This is a genomic window from Labrys sedimenti (genome assembly GCF_034424805.1).
GTDB classification, from domain to species: Bacteria; Pseudomonadota; Alphaproteobacteria; order Rhizobiales; family Labraceae; genus Labrys; species Labrys sedimenti.
Genome location: NZ_JAXOUF010000019.1, coordinates 11,184 through 29,631, shown reverse-complemented (window position 1 = coordinate 29,631; position 18,448 = coordinate 11,184). Strand labels below are relative to the sequence as shown.

Genomic DNA, 18,448 nt, shown 5'->3' with positions numbered 1-18,448 from the left:
TCCTATCGCTGTTGGGCGCTTGCAAGGAGATCGGCCGGCTTGGCCGTCGCCCGATCGCCGAATGCCAGTGCCATGACCTGCTCTTCCGTCGCCCCGCGTGCGAGCTCCCCGACCGAATGGCCTTGGCGCATGACCACGATGCGATCGGCGACACCGAGCACCTCCGGCAGTTCGCTCGACACCATCAAGATGGCGGCGCCCTCCTGCTTGAGCCCGGCGATGAGGCGGTGCAGCTCGGATTTTGCGCCGACGTCGACGCCGCGCGTCGGCTCGTCGAGCAGGATGATCCTGGGTTTGGTCGCCAGCCATTTGCCGATCACGACTTTCTGCTGGTTGCCGCCGGAAAGCTCGATCGTCGCCTTCCCGGACTGTGCCGGGCGTACGCCGAGCGAGCCGATCAGCTCGCGCGCCAGCGCGGCGATCCGGGCCGGGGAAAGAATGCCGAGGCGGCTATGGCCCCGGATCCATGCCAGCGAAAGGTTGTCGCTGACCGACATGGTGCCGACGAACCCTTCCAGATGGCGGTCCTCGGGAATGTAGACGATGCCCGCGCGATTGGCGGCCTTGAGGTCCGCTCCCCGCTGGGGCCTGCCGAAGATGGTGATCGCCCCGCTCTGCGGCGCAGCCATGCCGGCGATGAGGCGCAGCACTTCCGAACGTCCGCTGCCCATCAGGCCGGCCAGTGCGACGATCTCGCCGCGATGCACGTTGAGCGAAGCGGATTTGAGCAGCTTGCCGTCGGACAGCGCCTCGACCTCGATGGCCCTTTCGCCGATATCGGCCTGGTGGTGGGGGAAGACATCACCGACATCGCGTCCCACCATCATCGAGACGATCTCGGCCTCGTTCGTCTCGGCCGTGCGGCGCTCGCCAATGAATTTGCCGTCGCGCAGGACGACGACTCGGCCACACAGATTGAAGATCTCTTCCATCTTGTGGGAGATGTAGAGGATGCCGGCTCCGCGGGCCTTGAGCCTGTCGATCAGCCCGTAGAGCTGGTCGCGCTCGCGGTTGGAGAGCGCACTGGTCGGCTCGTCCATCACCATGAACCAGGCATCGGAGAGAACCGCGCGCGCGATCTCCACCATTTGCTGCCGGCCCACGGACAGCGAGCGCAGTTCGGCATCGGCCGGAATGTCGAGCGAAAACTCATCCATGACGGCCTGGGCCTCCCGGCGCATCCGGGCCCGGTCGAGCAGGCCCAGTCGGGTGCGCGGCTCGCGGCCGACGAACAGGTTCTCCTCCACTGTCAGGTCGGGCGATAGGCTGAAATGCTGATGGATGACACTGATGTCGCGTACCTCGTTGGAGGAATGAAAGTCGACGGTCTTGCCATCGATGACGATCTCGCCCTCGTCGGGGCGATAGATTCCGGAGATGCATCTCACCAGGGTCGACTTGCCGGCCCCGTTCTCGCCGGCGAGCGCGACCACCTCGCCGGACGAGACAGTAAAAGACACGCCGTCGAGCGCCTTGACGCCCGGAAACACCTTGCCGATTCCGCGCAGGGCAATGCTGTGGGCACCGCCCGCGCCGGCGGGCGACACAGCAAGTGCACCATCGGTTCTTTTCGGTGTCGTGCGCCGCAAGCTGGAAAACAGCGAGGTCACGCTCTCGGGCTGGCTGGCCAGAACGGCCGCCAGGATCAGCGCCGCGGTGATGTAGTAGATGACGATCTGCGGCACCTGCAGGAAGGACAGGCCGGTATTGATCACCCCGAGCAGCATGGCGCCGAGCGCCGTTCCCCAGATCGAGCCCCGGCCGCCCGACAGTTTCGTGCCGCCGACGATGGCAGCGGTGATCGCGGTGAATTCAAGGCCGGTGCCCGCCAAAGGCTGGGCGGAACCGAGGCGGCCAACGGTCAGGATGGCGCCGAGCCCCGCCGTCGCCCCGGCGATGAGATAGACGGAGATGCGGACCGAGCCGACCGGCACCATCGAGGCGCGGGCAGCCTCGGCATTGCCGCCGACCGCATAGATCCAGCGCCCATAGACGGTGCGCTTGAGCACGAACCACCAGGCCAGCAGAACGGCCAGAGCAATGACGACGGACACCGGCAACAACCCGAACGTCTCCCGTCCGGCATAGAGCACGACCGGATCGGCGATGGTGATGCTCGACGCCCCGGACAGGCTGAGCGAAAGGCCGCGGGCGAAAGCCATGGTGGCGAGCGTGGCCATGAACGGCGAAATGCCGGCAGACCCGATCAGGATGCCGTTGAGGAGCCCGACAAGTGCACCGCTTCCGATCGCCGCCGCCAGCGTGAGCACGGCCGATCCGGAAGCGGCATGGACAAGGCCGGCGGCCACGCCGGCAAAAGCCAGCGTGCTGCCCACCGAAATATCGATGCCCCGTGCGATGATGACGGCGGTCATCGCGAAGGCGATCAGGGCAATCACCGAACTCTGCTGGGCGATGCTGACGAAATTGCCAGCCGTCAGGAAGCGCGGATCGATCCAGCCGAACACCACGACCGCCAGCACGAAGACGAGGATCAATACTGGCTCGTTCCGCCTGAAAAGGCTCGATAATCTCAGCTGGGACATGATTTCCCCCAATAGGGATCGGGCCGGTCATCACTTGCGGCGCGGCGAGGCGCGCTGCGGCATAGAGGCAAGCGGCTGCCGGCACGGATCGGCCGCGCCGGCAGAAGATGTCCGGTTTATTTTCCGACCGTCATGGCCGAAGCCGACACCTTGGGGCCGAGTTGCTCGGTGTAGTTCTTGGCCTCGATGGCCTGCTTGTCGGTGTTGATATGCTCGAAGTTCAGCCCGGCCGCCTTCAGCTTCTTCGCCGTTTCGTCGGAGGTGACGAAATAGGTCGGCATGTAGAGATCCTTCGGCAGCTTCTCGCCATTGGCCAGACGGGTCGCGACCGCGATGTTCCAATAGCCGACGCGATTGGCGCCGGTGAGGACATCGAGCACCATCTTGCCGCTGTCGATCAGTTCCTTCATCTCGGCATCGCCGTCATAGCCGCCATAGATCAGGTTCGAACCCATGGAACTGGCGACCGAATCCGCCGCCAGGCACAGGCTGTCGGAGATGCAGGCGATCGCCTTGAGGTCGGGATAGGTCGTCAGCCAGGTCTGTGCGGCGTTCGTCGCCTTGGCGGCATCCCAATTGGTCGGCTCCACACCGACGATCTTGATCTTGGGATATTCCTTGGCCAGGGTCTCAACGAAGCCCTTTTCGCGGGTGTCGGACACGAAATTGCCGCGAGAGCCGACGAGCAGGGCGATCTCACCGTCCCCGCCGAGCGAGGCACCGATGGCACGGGCCACCATCGCCATGTTGTCATAGTCGGGATAGAGGGTGGAATAATTGCCGTCCGCCTCCACCTTGTTGCCCATGGTGACAACGGGAATGCCGGCCGCGAGCGCCTTCTTGATCACCGGCACCAGGGCATTCTTGTCGAGCGGATCGACCAGAATGGCGCTGACGCCCTGGTTGATGAAGTTCTCGATGATGGCCACTTCCTTCTCGAGACTTCCCTCCGCGCTCTGCCAGGTGGAGCGCACGCCATAATCCTTGGCAGCGACGTCACCCGCTTCCTTCATGCGTACATAGAAGGAGTTTTGCAGGTCGATGGCGGCGACGCCGAGGACCTTGTCCTTGGCCTGCGCCAAAGACGGCATGGCAAGCGCCAATGCGAACAGCGCCACCGATGTCTTGAAGATGCTACGCATATGAACTCCTCCTTTGCCTGGATGGCTTTTGGTTTGGACGTTTACGTGCTTCTTGTTTGTACGTACTTCTTGCTTTTCTTGGCCGTGCGCCGCCTTCTTGCGAGGCGCTCCTGACGGCTGAGATGCGGCGCAGCGTTGCGCCGGCAAACATCCTCCTCAGGCGGAAAGCCCATCCACCCCGGCACCACAGACCAGTCCGGCAACGCGCTCACCGGGCTTTGGCCTGACCGCACCGACCATCAGCGCCGCCAGCGAGGCCGCGCCGCTCAGATCCGCGGCGACGCCGAACTCGAACCAGAGAAGCTCGGCGGCGCGCTGCATCGCTTCGTCGCTGACCAGCACGATGTCATCGACATGGCGCCGCGCGATCTCGTAGATGCTCTCGTCCGTGCGGCCGCAGGCCATGGTGGCGACCCGCGTGGTCACCTGCGGCAGACGCACGACGCGGCCCGCTGCGAAACAGGCATGGAGGGTCGGCGAACCCACCGGTTCCACGCCGATGATGCGGGCCTTCGGCTTCATCGCCTTGACGACCTGCGACACTCCGGCGATGAGGCCGCCGCCGCCGATGGCGATGATGTAGAGATCGGCATCCGGAATCTGCTCCAGCATTTCGACGCCGATGGTGCCCTGCCCCGCAACGATGGCATCGTCGGCGAAGGGATGCATGTAAAAGGCACCACTCTCCCGGGCATGGGCCGCCGCGGCCTGGTGAGCCTCGTCCCATACGGCGCCGGCATAGCGCACCTCGGCACCCAGCTTGAGAAGCTTCTGTTCCTTGAGCGGGCTGGCATTGGTCGGCAGGAAGATGGTGGCCGGCACGCCGCTCTGACGGGCCATATAGGCGGTGGCCAGGCCGTGATTGCCGCCGGAGGCCGCGACAAGACCCTTGGCAATCGCCTCGGCGGACAGCGACTTGACCCGATTGACGGCGCCGCGGATCTTGAACGAACCGCTGACTTGCAGGCATTCGAGCTTGAGATGAGTGGCGCTCGGAATGGTGGCGTCGGAGCAATGCTCGAGCCTGACAACGGGCGTCCTGCGGATATGGGGCCTGACGCGCTCGACGGCGGCCTTGATCGCCTCAACGCTCATCGGCCCGCCCCAGCATTGCCAGCGCCTCGGGATATTCGTCGGCGATGACGAAGCAGCAATTGCCCGGCCTGACCCGCCCCGGCTGGCGCTTGGTGAAGACGACGCCGTCAATGGCGTAGCGAAGCTCGACAGGCTCACGGGCCGGCGATCGCGGGAAATGGATCCGGCCGGCAAGTTCGCCCTTCCTGGCAATCGCGCCCAATTGGCCGATCGGCTCGAACACACCGTCATCATCGGCCAGGATGTAGCCCCGGCTGCCCGGCACTTTGAGCACCCGCTTGTTGGCCTCCTGCGGCAGTTCGGGTTGCCCCTTCAGGACACCGGCATGTTTGAGGACGTTTCGAATGCCGCGCCGGCAGATGGCGAGGGCGTCCTGGCTGACCAGGCCTCCGCCAGCCATTTCGGTGCCGATGACGACGAGGCCCTGCAGATTGGCGGCTGCGGTCGCCGTGCGCGTCTCGCCCAGATTGTCGACCATGACGACGGTCGGCGCGCCGAAGGCGAGCGTTGCCTCGATGTTGAGCCGGTGTCCCTCGGGCGTCGGCGACGGCTCGATGATGGCGCTGGGCAGGATCATCAGCGAGGATCCGCCCGAATGCAGGTCGAGGAAATAGTCGGCGACCGGCATCAGGCAGTCATGGACATAGGCCGCGATCTGCCTGGTGAGCGTGCCGTCGAAATCACCTGGAAAGCAGCGGTTGAAGTTCAGCCCGTCGATCGGCGAAGTGCGCGTTCCCGCTTCGACGGCCCGGATGTTGATGGCGGGTATGGCGATGATGCGGCCCGAAACCTCGGTGGGGTCGATGTCGCGCAGCAATTCGCCGAGCGCCAGGGGGCCTTCATATTCGTCGCCGTGATTGCCCGCCTCGATGAGGACCGTCGGCCCATTGCCATTCTTAACGACGGCCAGCGGCACCTGGACCGCGCCCCAGGCATCGTCGTGGGGAGATTGGGGCACACAGAAATAGCCGATCTGCTTGCCGGGCCGCTCCAGGTCGACGGTCGTAAACACACTATTTCTGCGTGGGCTCACCGTCTTTCGGCGGGTCGGCTCCGATGTCCCAGCCATCAAATCCGTCATGGGTTTCTCCCCTTTCGGCCAGATGATGATAGTTTTATATATGATGTCAAGTTTGAATATAAAACCGTAGGCACAAGCCGAGAGAATTCTCTATGGTCTGCGCCCATTGAGGGAATCGCGCATGAGCAGCATCGAAGACCGGGAAAAGCCCGCCTATTCCGCGCCGGCCCTGACCAAGGGGCTGGAGGTTCTGGAACTGCTGGCGGAAGCTGGGCTGCCATTGACGATGAAGGAGATCGCGGACGGGCTGGGTCGGTCGAAAAACGAGATCTTTCGCATGCTCGTGGCCCTCCAGGAGCGCGGCTATATCGAGCGCGATCCGGAAACGGATGCCTTCTACCTGACCGATCGCCTGTTCAAACTAGGGCTGCATACGCCGCGCCAGCAGGACCTCTTGACGGCGGTTATGCCGGAACTGGCCGCAATCGCGCTGGAATGCCAGCAATCGCCTCATCTGGTGGTCGTCAATCACGGCCTGACTGTGGTCGTCGCTGCGGTGCCCGGCGGCGAGGACATGTCCTTCACACTGCGCCTTGGTTATGGACGCCTTGCGACGGATTCGACCTCCGGCCAGGTCGTGCTCGCCTTTCAGCCGCCTGCCGTCGCCAAGAAGATCATCGAGGAAAGCCAGGGGCGCAGTGCCGTCCCGGTCGATCGCGCCGCGCTGGAAGCCAGTCTTGCCGCCATTCGTGCCCGGGGGCACGAACTGCGCTCGAGCCGGGATTTCGTCGGCATCACGGATATATGCTGCCCGGTTTTCGGCGCGGACGGCTTCGCCGCCGCGTCCATCATCATCGCCTATGTCAACCGGCATGCCCACGACAACCAGGCCCGGCACGAAACCACGCTTGGGGTGTTGCAGGCCTCCTGCCATCGCATCTCGGCAAAACTCTCGCCCCGGCTAAGTGTTCAGCATCCGATCTGAGGCGGCTCCATTCGCGCGTCGGCCTTAGCGATCGGTTGCTTGCAGAAGCGCTTCTCGCTGGCTCGGCCCGCGCGTGAGCCTGTGGAACCAACGAAAGGGCGTATTTCGCCCTCCGGGTCAACGAGAAGCCACTATGACGGGATCTTCCGATCCAACTGATTGCGGAAGATCCCACCCTTTTCCCTTGCATCGCGATCAGGACCGAACGCGGCCAAGCCGGTCGCATCGGGCCAACCCGCCGGGAGCGACCAATCGCGCCCTCCCGGCGAGCAAGGTGGTTCACTTGGTCGCCGCGCTAATCCAACGGTCGAACTCGCCCTGATTGGCGGCAATCCATTCGCTGGCGATCTTCTTCATGTCCGCATTGGTCTTGGCACCCTTGCCCAGCGCCCCCTCCCACTCGCTCCATGTATTCAGCGGCCACTTTGCCTGCGCAACGAATTTTCCGACTGCCGGATTGGCGGCAAGGAATTCCTTGTTGGCAAGGGTGCGCCAGTTCCAGGGGCCTACAGCCATCCGGCACGGGTTCTGACCACCGGCGCAGCCCGCCACATCCGGCACCTCATGCGTCTTCGGCTTGTTCACGCCCGGCGGCAGGGCGTCGTAGGGTATCGGCAGCCAGACCACGTCCTTGGCCGGCTTCAGGCGGTAGACGATCCAGGACGGGCTCCAGGTGTAGAGCAGGATCGGTTCGCCCCGGTCGGCCCTGGCGAACGCCTCGGCAATCAGCGGTTCATACTTTGCACGGATCGGGCGCACGGTGTCGCTCAGGCCGAATTCCTTCACCTGGAAATCGACGACGTCACCACATTTCCAGGCCGGGTCGCAATTGATCAGATTGGCCTTGCCATCGCCGTCGCTGTCAAACAGCGCCGCGATCTTGGGATCCTTCAGTTGAGAGAAATTGGTGATGTTGTTGGCTTCGGCGGTCTTCTTGTCGATCATGTAGCCATTGATGCCGCCCCCGATGATCGTGCCGTCACTGATCAGTTCGGTGGCGCCTGCAACCTTCTCGATGGCCGGCTGGGCCTGCGGCCAGTTGATGTCGCCGGTCATGTCGAGGTCGCCCTGCGAAATGGCCTGCAGGATCGCCGACATGTTCATCGTCGACAGTTTGACCTCATAGCCGAGCTTCTCGAGACCGGCGATCAGGATCTGATCCTGGATATAGTTCGCGCCGAGGCTGTCGGAGGACACAAAGCGAATGGTCTTGCCTTCGCCGGGGCTGCCTTGAGCCAGTGCCGGTCCGGCAATCAGGGCCGAGAACAACGCCGCAGCGCAGGCAACGCCCTTCCATGTGGTGCGCAAGACGATCATACGGTTTCCTCTTCTGGAGATGCTGCCGGCCTTTTTGGAGACAGAACCGGATTGTCGGGTCGGTGAGCTGGATGCGGGAGGGTCCGGGACGGTGCGATGGGGCGCAACAGCCTCGACAACGTCGCCCGCAGGCTTCCCCCCACGGCCGCCTTGTCCTGACGGGCGAGGCCCTGTGTCATGCGGTCGAGCACCATGGCGAGCAGCACGATGGCGATGCCGCCGACGGCGGCCATGCCGACATCGAGGCGACCAAGTCCCTGCAGCACGACCAGCCCCAGCCCTTCGGCACCGATCATGGCGACGATCACCGACATCACCATTGCAGTCAGCACCGTCTGGTTCAGGCCCCCGAGGATCGTCGGCATTGCCAGGGGCAGCTGGACCTCCCACAGAAGCTGGCGATCGGTGGCACCGAACGCCCGGCCGGCCTCGACCATCTCGGCATCGACCATGCGGATCCCCAGATTGGTGAAGCGGATCAATGGCGGCACCGCTGCCACGATCACGGCGACGCCGCCTGCAATCGTGCCGACACCGAACAGCATGACAACGGGCACGAGATAAACGAAGCTCGGGGTCGTCTGCATCACATCGAGAATGGGACGAACGACCGCCCAGGTGCGATCGCTGCGCGCGCACAGGACCCCGAACGGAATGCCGACGATCACGCAGATCACGATCGCGGTGGCGATCAGGGACAGGGTCGTCATGGCATCGGACCACAATCCGATAAAGGCGATGAACACGAACGAAAGGAGCGTGAAGATACCGACGCCACGCGAGGCGACGCGCCATGCAACCAGCGCAAACAGCACGGACAGGATCGGAAACGGGATCAGATGCAGCAGTCCATTGATCGCGTTGAGCAACGTTTCGACCGGCCATTTGATCGTCTGGAACAAGGGACGGAAGTGCAGTGCCAGCCAGCGGACGCCATCCTGGATCCATTGATCGAGCGGAATGACGTAGAGATTTTGGACATCGAACATGGGGTCAGGCTCCCGTCATCCGGGACTGCGCGGGTGCAGCGGCAGGCGTTGCGATGCGAGCGAGAATCCGCACGGGATCGACCCGGCCCAGGAACTGCCCATCGTCATCCACGACAGCAATGGGCCGATCGGGCCGGTAGATGCCGGCAATGTCGGCCAGGCGGGCGGTATTGCGAACCGCCTCATAATCCTGCGTCAGGAGCTGCCTCACATCCATGCCACGACGCAAATCGCCGATGCGGCTGCTGTCGATCACGCCGGCGATGCGATGACGCTCGTCGACGACGAATGTGCTGCCGCTGCGCCCAGCCATGTCCGTCGCTTCATGACCTGCGGCCAGGGTCAGGGGCTGGCAAGGCTCCATGACGGAGGCGGCGTCGAATAGCCGGGCGCGATCGATGTCGCGGGTGAACGCCGCAACATAGGGATGTCTTGGATCGAGTACGATGTCCTGTGGCGTTCCTTCGCGCATCACCATGCCATCGGCCATGATGGCAACGCGGCTGCCCAGTTTGAGGGCCTCCTGGAAGTCATGGGTGATGAAGAGGATCGTTTTCTTGAGCGTGCGCTGCAACCGCAGCAATTCGTCCTGCATCTCGCTGCGGATGAGGGGATCGAGGGCGCTGAAGGCCTCGTCCATGATCAGCACGTCGGCCTCTGTGGCCAGTGCTCGCGCCAGACCGACACGCTGGCGCATGCCGCCGCTGAGCGCCTTGGGCAGGTGATTGGCCCAGGCCGAGAGCCCGACGACATCCAGGACCTCGAGCGCCTTCTTGCGGCGCTCGCCTGCACCGACGCCACGCAATTTGAGGCCGAACTCGGCATTCTCGATGACAGTACGGTTGGGCAGGAGCGCGAAGTGCTGGAACACCATCGAAACCCGGGTTCTGCGGATTTCGCGCAGACGAGCCTGGCTCGTCCCGGTTACCGGCTCGCCATCGATCGTGATCGTGCCCGCATCCGGCTCGATCAGTCGGTTGATGCATCGCGCGAGCGTCGACTTGCCCGAACCGGACAAGCCCATGATCATGTAGATCGACCCGACAGGCACCGAGATCGACACATCACACAGTCCCACGACCTGCCCGGTTCTGGCCAGCACCGTTTCCTTGGTCTCACCCGACTTCAAAAGGTCCAGGGCACGATCCGGCGCGTTGCCGAAAATCTTGTACAGATTTCTGATCGCTATGCGGTCCGTCACGTCTTTCTCCGTTCCCCTGCAGGCCTTGCGCAAAGTTTTGGCCAATGCTGCACTGCCATTCCAGCCAGTAAAGGGCCCGCACCGACGACCGTCTTCCATCGCGTCGGAGGAGCGGGTTGCCTGTGTATCCTAGGAAAGGCAGCATGCGCGGTTGCGCGGTACCATCGTAACTAGTTTGGGACACCATCGGGAGGAATTGCGTGCTCACGGCGCTGACCAATCCGGCCCTCGTGGTCGTGGATATGCAAAACGACTTCGTTCGCGTGGGAGCTCCCATGGAAGTGCCGGCTGCCCGCGACACGATCGCGTCGATCCGGGCCTTGCTGGCCGGCTTCCGCAATCGCGGCAAGCCGGTGATCTTCACTCGCTACGTCGCCGACATGCGTTACAGGCCGCTCGCAGCCAAGCTCGATTGGCTTGGCCTGCTCGATGCGCCAACCAGGGCCTGTGTGCCCGGCTTCCAGCGCGGCTATGGCGATGTGGAAGGCACACGCGATGCCGCAGCCGTCATCGATGAACTGCCGCCTCGGGCCGGCGAGCCGATTATCGACAAGGTCTATTTCAGTGCCTTCCACGAAACCGATCTGGACGCCCGGCTGCGTGAACGCGGCGTCGACGGCCTCGTCTTTACGGGAACCGTGACCGAGATGTGCGTCGAGGACAGTGCCCGCCACGCCGTGCACCACGGATACCCCACCGTCCTGGTCAGCGATGCGGTATCGTCAAATCATCCGCCGAGCCAGCAAGCAACACTCGATGCTTTTGCCCGCAACTATGGCTGGGTCATGAACACCGCTGAGGTTCTGGAGACGTTTGCAATGCCCACAACGGCGTAACCTCTCGAATATTCAGGTCAGCGCAGCGGCGAGAAATCGGTCGGTACCAGAATACGATTGTCCAACGTATCGATCGTCTCGGTCAACTTCGTAGTGAAAGCCTGCCAGGCGGGATCGGCGGCCAGCCGGCGACGCCGTTCGGCCCGGTCGTTCAGGTCCTGATAGCCCCATAGGTGCACGACGTGATTCAGCGGCCCGATCTCGGTCTGGAAGTAGCCGATGAGATTGCCGAGGATCGGCTGCTGGATGGCGAGGCCCTCCTCCCGCACCAGCTGGAGATAGCGCGAGAGCTTGCCCGGCTTGATCTTGTAGATGCGTTCCTCGACGATCATGATCCCTCCGGTGTCTTCCCGGCCTCCGCTTCCATCTCCTGGCGCACGGCGCGGGCAACACGGAAGGCTTCCACGCCTGCCGGCACACCGCAATAAACCGCAATCTGGATCAGCGCGGCCCGTAATTCCTTGTCCGTCAAACCGTTGCGGATCGCGCCGCGGAAATGCACCTTGAATTCGTGCATCCTGCCCAACGCCGCCAGCATGCCCAGGTTCAGCAAGCTGCGCTGGGCCAATGACAAACTCTCGTCTGTCCAGCACTGGCCCCAGCAATGTTCGTTGAGGACATCCTGGAATGGCGCTGAAAATTCGTCGGCATTCGCGCGCGCCGCATCCACATAGCCGTCGCCAAGAACGGTCCGGCGCACCTTTTCGCCCTGCGCCCGAAGATCCTTGTCCATGTCCAACTCCCGACCCATCAAGAAAGGAAACTCCGCATCAGCCGAGCGACCTCGGCCGGTGCCTCGATCAGGATCGAATGACGCTTGCCGGGCAAGATGTCCAGCCGCGAGTTGGCAATGCGCTCATGCATCAGCCTGGCCATGCGCGGGTTGGAGCCCTGGTCCTCCTCCCCCGTTGCAATCAGCGTGGGGCAGGCGATTGCGGCGATCTCATCGCCGAAATCGCTTTCGGCAAGCACTCGATAGGCCGCCGCATAGCAATCGGGATCATTGGCCGCATTGCGCTGGCGCAGCCTCGCCATCAAGTCGGGATTGGCGTGCTGGAACGCGTCACTGAACCAGCGGCCGACGGAATTGTCATAGTGCGCGCCCGGCTCCTTGGTCTGGAGCAGGCGCAGGCGGTTGAGCACGCGCTCCTTCTCATCCTCGTTGCGACCGGCAACGGTGGCAAGCAGCATGATGCTCTCGATACGGCCGGGATGATCCAGCGCGGCGCGCTGGGCGATCAGGCCGCCCAGCGAAAAGCCGGCAAGCGCAAATCTGCCGAAGCCGGCATTGTCGGCCAGGGCGAACAGTTCGCGCACGAAATCATCGATCTCGTAGCGTCCTTTTACCCGCGCCGAGCCGCCATGGCCGCGCAGGTCGAAGCGCAGGATGCGAAAATGCGGCGCAAGGCGCTCCACGACTCCGTCCCAGGCCTCCAGATAGGAACCAACCCCGTGCACGAGGACGAGGGGGCGTGTTCCCTCTCCCTCGAGCCGGTAGCGAATGGCGACGCCATCGATGTCGAGCGTGGCGTCGATCGTCGGGGGTGCCGGCTTCGTCATCACGCAATTGCCCGTGCCTTTTGCTTCGCAGCGTCGCGTTCGCGCGCTGCGAAAACCGGCATGACCTCCCGGATGAACAGGTCGAGTGACTTCTTCTGCACCTCGATCGGCAGATTGAACGCAAGGCCGAGACAGAACTGGTCGACTCCGGCGGCCTCATAGACCATCAGCTTCTCGATCACCTCGTCGGGCGTGCCGAACAAGAGGTTGTCGCGGATCGACCGCGGGTCATATTCGCTGCGATTGGCAACCGTCTCATAGGGCACGGCCTTGGGGAAGCCGTTGGTCACCGTGCCGATGTTCTGGAACAGGTTCTCGAAAGCGCGGCCATAGTCGATGCTGGCGCGCACCGGCACTTCCCAGTCTTCCGGACGGGCGTAGACGCAGCTGCGGCGCAGCATCATGAAACGCGGACGCGCTACATTCGGATGGTCGGAGACCGCCTTGCCAAACTTGTCCGCCAGGATGCCGACCTCAGCCATGGGCCGCGACAGCGGCGTCGACAGGATGTTGTAGCCGTTGCGCACCGCCCAGTCGAAGGTACCGGGGTCACGCGCAGCCACCCAGATCGGGGGAGACGGCTGTTGCAAAGGCTTGGGCACGGAGGTCGCAAGCGGGAACCTGTAATACTTGCCCTCATGGGCATAGTCACCCGCCCATAGCTTTTGCACCGCCGGCAAGAGCTCCTGCATGTAGGCGCCCCCTTCCTGCTGGGGTATGCCACCGGCCATGCGGTCGAACTCGTATTGATAGGCGCCGCGAGCAATGCCGAATTCCAGCCTACCGCCCGTCAGATGGTCGCACAGAGCCGCTTCGCCAGCGAGGCGCAGAGGGTTCCAGTATGGCGCCACCACGGTGGCAGTCCCCAGACGGATCCGCTCGGTATGGGCGCCCCACCAGGTCAGGATCTGGAATGGATTGGGAGCAATCGTGAACTCGATCGTGTGATGCTCGGCGGACCAGATCGTCTCGAAGCCCCCGGCATCGGCCATGCGCACGAGTTCGAGGGTCTCGTTGACCACCTGCTGCATCGGCTTGTCGGGACTGAACCGCTCCATGGCCAGGGCGACGGAAAACTTCATGGCGAAATACCTCTTCAGATAATGCGGCCGCGGCGATGCGCGAATGCTGTCAGCGCAGGCGAATGACAAACGGGTCCTGGGTGGCGCCGGAATAGTCGAGGACGACGTTCTTCAGACGGGAGAACTCGCGCATGACCTCGAAGCCGCCGCGCTTGCCGTAGCCGCTTTCCTTGAAGCCGCCGGAAGGCGACATGTAAGCAGCGGAGCGATAGGTGTTGATCCACACCGTGCCGGCATCGACATTGCGGGCAAAGCGCATGGCCCGGTCGATATCGCGGGTCCAGATGCCGGCCGCGAGGCCGTAATTGGTGTCGTTGGCGAGCGCGATCAGTTCGGCTTCGTCGCGGAACGGCACGACGCCGACGACCGGGCCGAAGATCTCGTCGCGCATGAAGCGCATGTCGTTGCGGGCCTCGGCCAGCACCGTGGGCTCGTAGTACCAGCCCTTGGCAAGCGCTTCGTCCTGGGGACGACGACCGCCGATCGCCAGGCGGGCCCCATCCGCGACGCCATAGCCGACATATTGCTCGACCTTGGCAAGCTGGGCCTCCAGGGCCAGGGGCCCGAGTTCGGTGTCCTCCGTCGCCGGGTTACCGATGCGGATGTGCGACGTCCGCTCGACGAGCCGCTCGAGGAACTCGTCATAGATGCCTGCCTCGACGAAGCAGCGCGATCCGGCGATGCAGGTCTGGCCCGCCGCGGCAAAGACGCCGGCGACCACCCCGTTGACGGTGCGGTCGAGATCGACATCGCCGAACACGACATGGGGTGATTTGCCCCCGAGTTCCATCTGGGTGGAAACAAGCCGGCCCGCGGCATTGGCGGCGATGCGCCGTCCCGTGGCGGTGCTGCCGGTGAAGGTGATCTTGGCGACGTCGGGGTGCAGGGTCAGGGCCTCGCCTGCGGTGGCTCCGCCGCCGGTCACCACGTTGAAGACACCGGGGGGAAAGCCGGCGCGATCGATCAGTTCGGCCAGCGCCAGTGTCGAAGCCGACGTGTGTTCGGACGGCTTGGCGACGATGGTGTTGCCGATCGCCAGGCATGGCGCCAAAGTGCCACTCAGCAGCATGAGCGGGGAGTTCCAGGGCGAGATCATGCCGATCACACCGATCGGCTCGCGCAGCGTGAAATTCAGCATGTCGAGCTTGTTGACCGGGATGGTCTCGCCATGCAGCTTGTCGGCCATGCCGGCAAAATAGAGATAGGTGTCGGGTGCGGCCCGCATCTGGGCGCGCATTTCCTTGAGCAGCTTGCCATTATCGCGCATCTCGATCGCCGCCAGTTCGTCGGCGTTCTCGGCGATGAGATCGGCGAGCCTGCGCAGCATCCTGCCGCGCTCGGTTTGGGTGATGCGGCGCCAGGCCGGATCCCTGAAGGCCCTCTTCGCCGCCTGAACCGCGGCGTCGACATCCTCGGCGTTGCCGTCGGCGGCCATGTACCAGGGCTCGGCCGTGGTCGGATCATAGCTTGGTAGATAGCGGCCCGAGTTCGGCGCCACGCGCTCGCCTGCGATATACAGGTCCTGGCGCGACCCTTCGATCGCCTTCAGCGTCAGTTCCATCGTATCAGCCTTTCGTGATCACGGTATCGGCGGTCACGCCGTTCGGCGCACGCCAGGGGCGCGGCGCGCCATCGATCATCGCCACACGGCCCCCGGCGCTGGAGTCGACATAGATGCCGAAACGGGCCTCGCTGCGCTCCTGCAGATAGCGGCGCAGCATGGCCCTGATCTGCCGCACCGGAATGTGATCCCAGGGGAGGTCTTCCGCAGCAAAGAACGCCAGCGACTGGGGCATTTCGGGCAGCGCCCGCAGCGTGGCAGCCAATTCACCCCGGTAGACGATGTATCCCGGCTCGCGGTCGGCAACGTCGAACACCGAATAGAGAAACGCCTCCTCGGTCAGCAGGGCGACGGCGCCCTTGTCGTCGAGGGCGACTTCGTTGCCGGGCTTGCGGTACCGGGCCGTCGGGAGTTCCCAGCCACCCCTGCCGTCATCGCGCAGCAGAATGCGCCCCTCATGCTCGACGAGATAGCCGATCATCATGCGATGCGAGGGTGTCCAGCCCTGGGGCATCGGGTGCTCGACCGTGACATAGCTGCCCCGGCAAAAGCCAAGCGGCGCGACCGGGCTGGTGCCGAAAGCGCGCACATGCCCGATCAGGATGATGTGGTCGCCCGCATCGACACGGTCGTGAACGGTGCAATCGAACCAGGTGAGGCTATCGGTGAGAACCGGCGTGCCGGTGTGGACGGTGTCGTGGTTGATCGCATCGAATTTGGTCGTCGACTTCGATGCGAAGACGCCCGCGACATCTTTCTGGTGCTCATGCAGCACGTTGACGGCGAAGTGCTCGGCGGCGCTGAAGACGGGAAAGCTGCTCGCCTTCTTTCCTATGCATACGAGCAAGAGCGGCGGATCGAGCGACACCGAGGTGAAGGAGTTGGCGGTCATGCCGCGCGGCGTTCCGTCCGCCTCGCGCGTCGTCACGACCGTTACCCCGGTCACGAAAGTGCCGAATGCCCTGCGCAATTCGACGGGATCGATCGGGCTTTGCTCTTGTTCAGTCGCGGTCACCATGCGCCCTGCCTTTCCAGCTTCCGGAAAGGATAGGGACGGCAGGCGGGGGCTTCTTCCTGCGTTCCGCAGGAGAGAGTTCCCTCATCCTCCTAGGTGAAGAAGCAGCGGGTCACACGAGCGCATCCTGCGACAGGGTTTCGTTCAGCCGCAGGGCCAGTTCCAGCGCGAACCGCCGCTCGGGCGTGTCGATCTCGATCCCGAACAGTTCCTGGATGCGGCCGAGGCGGTAGCGCAGCGTGGTCACGTGAAGCCCCATCGCATCCGCGCATGCCTGGCTGCGGCAGCCACTCTCCAGATAGGCAGCCAGGGTCGGGATGTATCCGGTGCCATGCTCGGCATCATGGCGGGATACGGCACCGATGGTGACATTGAGAAATGCGCGAACCTCGTCGGTGTCGGCGGCCGAGAGCAGCAGCGGGAAGGGGCCAAAATCCTGGGAGGCCAGCAGACCGGTGCGGTTGAACCGTATCCCGAGCCGGATCATGCGCGCGCATTCCTGCCAGATCTGCCGATGTTCCTGCAGGCCGCTGCAGGTCTTGCCGATCACCACGATCGGCTTGCAGCCCAGCAGCCACTGGGTTTCATCGATGACCTTGCGCACCAGCAGCTTGGCGGTGTTCTCACTGTCGCGTGATCCGCCCGGCACGCGGCACAGGATGATGCCGTCAAGATTGGCGGCCGTGGCGGTTTGGCCCTGTTGCGCTGCCAGCCTGCCGATGGAGCGATGCAATTCCTCCAACGCGTTGTCGTCCATGCCGGCTTGGCGGGGCAGACCGATGGCGATGAGCCTGGCCGGCGCTGCCATGTCGATATCGAGGCGGCGGGCGCGAGCAACCAGATCATCCGGATTGCGCCAGTCGCCGGAGACGATCTCGGCGAACAGTTCGCTGGCCGTCTTCGACTCCGTCTGGAAGCGTAGATGGCTGCGCATCATCTGCACGCTCAAGGCCGATTTGGCACTCTCGAGCAGCAGATGATCGAGATCGCCGAAATCGGCACCGCGAGAAAAGACGACCAGCGCTCCGACCATTCTTTCATCGACCCTGAGCGGCTCGACCATGGCCGGCAGGTTGAGATGCTGTCCGCAGACGCTGAGATAAAGCTTGGCATGTTCGGAGCGTGTGTTGCCGGCCACTTCGCGGGCGATACGCAGGAACTGGCGATTGACCCCGGCATTCACCTCCTCGCGCCACCGTTCGTCGTCGAATGTCTCGGGCTTGGGCGAACGCCCCGTGACGACGAGATTTGCCGTCAGGTCGACCACGACGGTGGGATGATGCATGAAGGTCTCGACCAGAGCGGCCGCCGAAGCAACCGAACCGTCCGACAGGACCTTCTGCATCAGGGCAGAATGGGCGGCGAGCACATTCTGCAGACGTTCAGCGGCGAGGCGCTCGGCCTGCAGCCGGTTTGATCGATCGACGGCGATGGCACCGAGATGGGCAATCGTTTCCAGAAAGGCGAGGTCCGCATCCGACGGCTCGACGATGCTGCGCGACTTGACCGACAGGACCATGGCCCGTCCTTCCATGTCGCGGCAGCCGAGCGGCAGCACCACGACGGTATGGTAGCCACGCTCGATGGCCTCCTCCTGATATCCCGGAAACTCCGATGCCACCTGCGCATCACGGATGATCACGGGCTCGTTGGTGGTCAGTGCGATGAGGGAGGGGCTGGTGGCGAGGGTCCAGCGGTCGCGATAGAGAGTGCCGAGCCGATTGGGATCATGCCGGGCCAGGACAACGGCATCGCCACTGCCTTCGTCGATACTCATGACGCCGCCCATGGACCAGACGGTATTGTAGCACCCTGCCTTGACGAGATGCAGCAACGTGGTGCCGAGATCACCGCCGGAATTGATCAGGCTGGCGATATCCCTGAGCGTGCGCGACAGCGGCCGATCGATGACGTTCATCAGACCCTCCCGAGTTCCGTTGAGGCTCAACTAGCGGACCCCATCATCACTGTCGAAGGATTTCAACACGGCATCCTCCTACGCTTCGTAGGAGGAGAGCGCTTGAGCAGGCCCCTAGTGTCCGGTGCGATGCCGGAAGCAGGCCGCTTCGGTGTGAAGCCCTCTGGCCGGATCTGAATG

The 18,448-nt window shown here is 63.7% G+C and carries 16 protein-coding genes; 2 read left to right on the top strand and 14 right to left on the bottom strand.

The genetic code is table 11. The features are described 5' to 3' along the window. Positions 1-2: 2 nt before the first annotated feature. The 4 genes from U1R88_RS29370 to U1R88_RS29355 all read right to left on the bottom strand — a co-directional run bounded on the left by U1R88_RS29370 (position 3) and on the right by U1R88_RS29355 (position 5,795). A complete protein-coding gene (locus tag U1R88_RS29370) occupies positions 3-2,498 on the bottom strand; it encodes an ATP-binding cassette domain-containing protein (RefSeq protein ID WP_322434474.1) in 2,496 nt (831 codons plus the stop codon). A 164-nt stretch (positions 2,499-2,662) separates the two neighbouring features. After that, positions 2,663-3,688 carry a sugar ABC transporter substrate-binding protein gene (locus tag U1R88_RS29365; RefSeq protein ID WP_322434473.1) on the bottom strand — a complete coding sequence of 342 codons (1,026 nt, stop codon included), beginning with the start codon at positions 3,686-3,688 and terminating at the stop codon, positions 2,663-2,665. Positions 3,689-3,844: 156 nt separating this feature from the next. Then, complete coding sequence (locus U1R88_RS29360; protein WP_322434472.1) at positions 3,845-4,783, bottom strand: threonine ammonia-lyase; 939 nt, start codon at positions 4,781-4,783, stop codon at positions 3,845-3,847. Further along, positions 4,773-5,795, bottom strand: a complete 1,023-nt coding sequence (locus U1R88_RS29355) for a succinylglutamate desuccinylase/aspartoacylase family protein (RefSeq protein ID WP_322434471.1) — start codon at positions 5,793-5,795, stop codon at positions 4,773-4,775. Before U1R88_RS29355 ends, U1R88_RS29360 begins: the two co-directional genes overlap by 11 nt. A 190-nt stretch (positions 5,796-5,985) precedes the next feature. Between U1R88_RS29355 and U1R88_RS29350 the strand changes: the two genes are divergently transcribed. Further along, positions 5,986-6,789, top strand: a complete 804-nt coding sequence (locus U1R88_RS29350; RefSeq protein WP_322434469.1) for an IclR family transcriptional regulator — start codon at positions 5,986-5,988, stop codon at positions 6,787-6,789. 279 nt (positions 6,790-7,068) lie between these two features. Here U1R88_RS29350 and proX read toward each other — a convergent pair whose 3' ends face one another. From proX to U1R88_RS29335, 3 genes are read right to left on the bottom strand one after another with little or no spacing between them, the layout of a single operon-like run. After that, positions 7,069-8,106 carry a glycine betaine/L-proline ABC transporter substrate-binding protein ProX gene (proX, locus tag U1R88_RS29345; protein ID WP_322434468.1) on the bottom strand — a complete coding sequence of 346 codons (1,038 nt, stop codon included), beginning with the start codon at positions 8,104-8,106 and terminating at the stop codon, positions 7,069-7,071. Then, positions 8,103-9,095: an ABC transporter permease gene (locus tag U1R88_RS29340; RefSeq protein WP_322434467.1), complete on the bottom strand. Its 993-nt coding sequence runs from the start codon at positions 9,093-9,095 to the stop codon at positions 8,103-8,105. Before U1R88_RS29340 ends, proX begins: the two co-directional genes overlap by 4 nt. A gap of 4 nt (positions 9,096-9,099) precedes the next feature. After that, complete coding sequence (locus tag U1R88_RS29335; RefSeq protein WP_322434466.1) at positions 9,100-10,296, bottom strand: quaternary amine ABC transporter ATP-binding protein; 1,197 nt, start codon at positions 10,294-10,296, stop codon at positions 9,100-9,102. Between the two features lie 200 nt (positions 10,297-10,496). On the opposite strand from U1R88_RS29335, the gene U1R88_RS29330 reads away from it, so the two are divergent. After that, entirely contained in the window at positions 10,497-11,132 is a 636-nt protein-coding gene (locus U1R88_RS29330) for a cysteine hydrolase family protein (protein ID WP_322434465.1), read from the top strand. 17 nt (positions 11,133-11,149) lie between these two features. Here U1R88_RS29330 and U1R88_RS29325 read toward each other — a convergent pair whose 3' ends face one another. From U1R88_RS29325 to U1R88_RS29295, 7 genes are all read right to left on the bottom strand, one after another. Next, a complete protein-coding gene (locus U1R88_RS29325; RefSeq protein ID WP_322434464.1) occupies positions 11,150-11,464 on the bottom strand; it encodes an NIPSNAP family protein in 315 nt (104 codons plus the stop codon). After that, the gene (locus U1R88_RS29320; protein WP_322434463.1) at positions 11,461-11,865 is read right to left on the bottom strand and encodes a carboxymuconolactone decarboxylase family protein; all 405 of its coding nucleotides are present in this window, start codon (positions 11,863-11,865) and stop codon (positions 11,461-11,463) included. The genes U1R88_RS29325 and U1R88_RS29320 overlap by 4 nt, the downstream gene beginning before the upstream one ends. 17 nt (positions 11,866-11,882) lie before the next feature. Continuing rightward, positions 11,883-12,692 carry an alpha/beta fold hydrolase gene (locus U1R88_RS29315; RefSeq protein ID WP_322434462.1) on the bottom strand — a complete coding sequence of 270 codons (810 nt, stop codon included), beginning with the start codon at positions 12,690-12,692 and terminating at the stop codon, positions 11,883-11,885. Further along, positions 12,692-13,774, bottom strand: a complete 1,083-nt coding sequence (locus U1R88_RS29310) for an LLM class flavin-dependent oxidoreductase (protein ID WP_322434461.1) — start codon at positions 13,772-13,774, stop codon at positions 12,692-12,694. Before U1R88_RS29310 ends, U1R88_RS29315 begins: the two co-directional genes overlap by 1 nt. 49 nt (positions 13,775-13,823) lie before the next feature. Further along, a complete protein-coding gene (locus U1R88_RS29305) occupies positions 13,824-15,335 on the bottom strand; it encodes an aldehyde dehydrogenase (RefSeq protein WP_322434460.1) in 1,512 nt (503 codons plus the stop codon). Between the two features lie 4 nt (positions 15,336-15,339). After that, positions 15,340-16,353, bottom strand: a complete 1,014-nt coding sequence (locus tag U1R88_RS29300) for a flavin reductase (RefSeq protein WP_322434459.1) — start codon at positions 16,351-16,353, stop codon at positions 15,340-15,342. 109 nt (positions 16,354-16,462) lie between these two features. Beyond that, entirely contained in the window at positions 16,463-18,268 is a 1,806-nt protein-coding gene (locus U1R88_RS29295; RefSeq protein WP_322434458.1) for a helix-turn-helix domain-containing protein, read from the bottom strand. Between the last annotated feature and the right edge of the window lie 180 nt (positions 18,269-18,448).

Bases quoted from the DNA above. Each gene is read 5' to 3' on its own strand.
- U1R88_RS29365 (WP_322434473.1), bottom strand. From the start codon at position 3,688: ATGCGTAGCATCTTCAAGACATCGGTGGCGCTGTTCGCATTGGCGCTT.
- U1R88_RS29360 (WP_322434472.1), bottom strand. From the start codon at position 4,783: ATGAGCGTTGAGGCGATCAAGGCCGCCGTCGAGCGCGTCAGGCCCCAT.
- U1R88_RS29350 (WP_322434469.1), top strand. From the start codon at position 5,986: ATGAGCAGCATCGAAGACCGGGAAAAGCCCGCCTATTCCGCGCCGGCC.
- proX (WP_322434468.1), bottom strand. From the start codon at position 8,106: ATGATCGTCTTGCGCACCACATGGAAGGGCGTTGCCTGCGCTGCGGCG.
- U1R88_RS29340 (WP_322434467.1), bottom strand. From the start codon at position 9,095: ATGTTCGATGTCCAAAATCTCTACGTCATTCCGCTCGATCAATGGATC.
- U1R88_RS29325 (WP_322434464.1), bottom strand. From the start codon at position 11,464: ATGATCGTCGAGGAACGCATCTACAAGATCAAGCCGGGCAAGCTCTCG.
- U1R88_RS29320 (WP_322434463.1), bottom strand. From the start codon at position 11,865: ATGGACAAGGATCTTCGGGCGCAGGGCGAAAAGGTGCGCCGGACCGTT.
- U1R88_RS29315 (WP_322434462.1), bottom strand. From the start codon at position 12,692: ATGACGAAGCCGGCACCCCCGACGATCGACGCCACGCTCGACATCGAT.
- U1R88_RS29310 (WP_322434461.1), bottom strand. From the start codon at position 13,774: ATGAAGTTTTCCGTCGCCCTGGCCATGGAGCGGTTCAGTCCCGACAAG.
- U1R88_RS29305 (WP_322434460.1), bottom strand. From the start codon at position 15,335: ATGGAACTGACGCTGAAGGCGATCGAAGGGTCGCGCCAGGACCTGTAT.
- U1R88_RS29300 (WP_322434459.1), bottom strand. From the start codon at position 16,353: ATGGTGACCGCGACTGAACAAGAGCAAAGCCCGATCGATCCCGTCGAA.
- U1R88_RS29295 (WP_322434458.1), bottom strand. From the start codon at position 18,268: ATGAACGTCATCGATCGGCCGCTGTCGCGCACGCTCAGGGATATCGCC.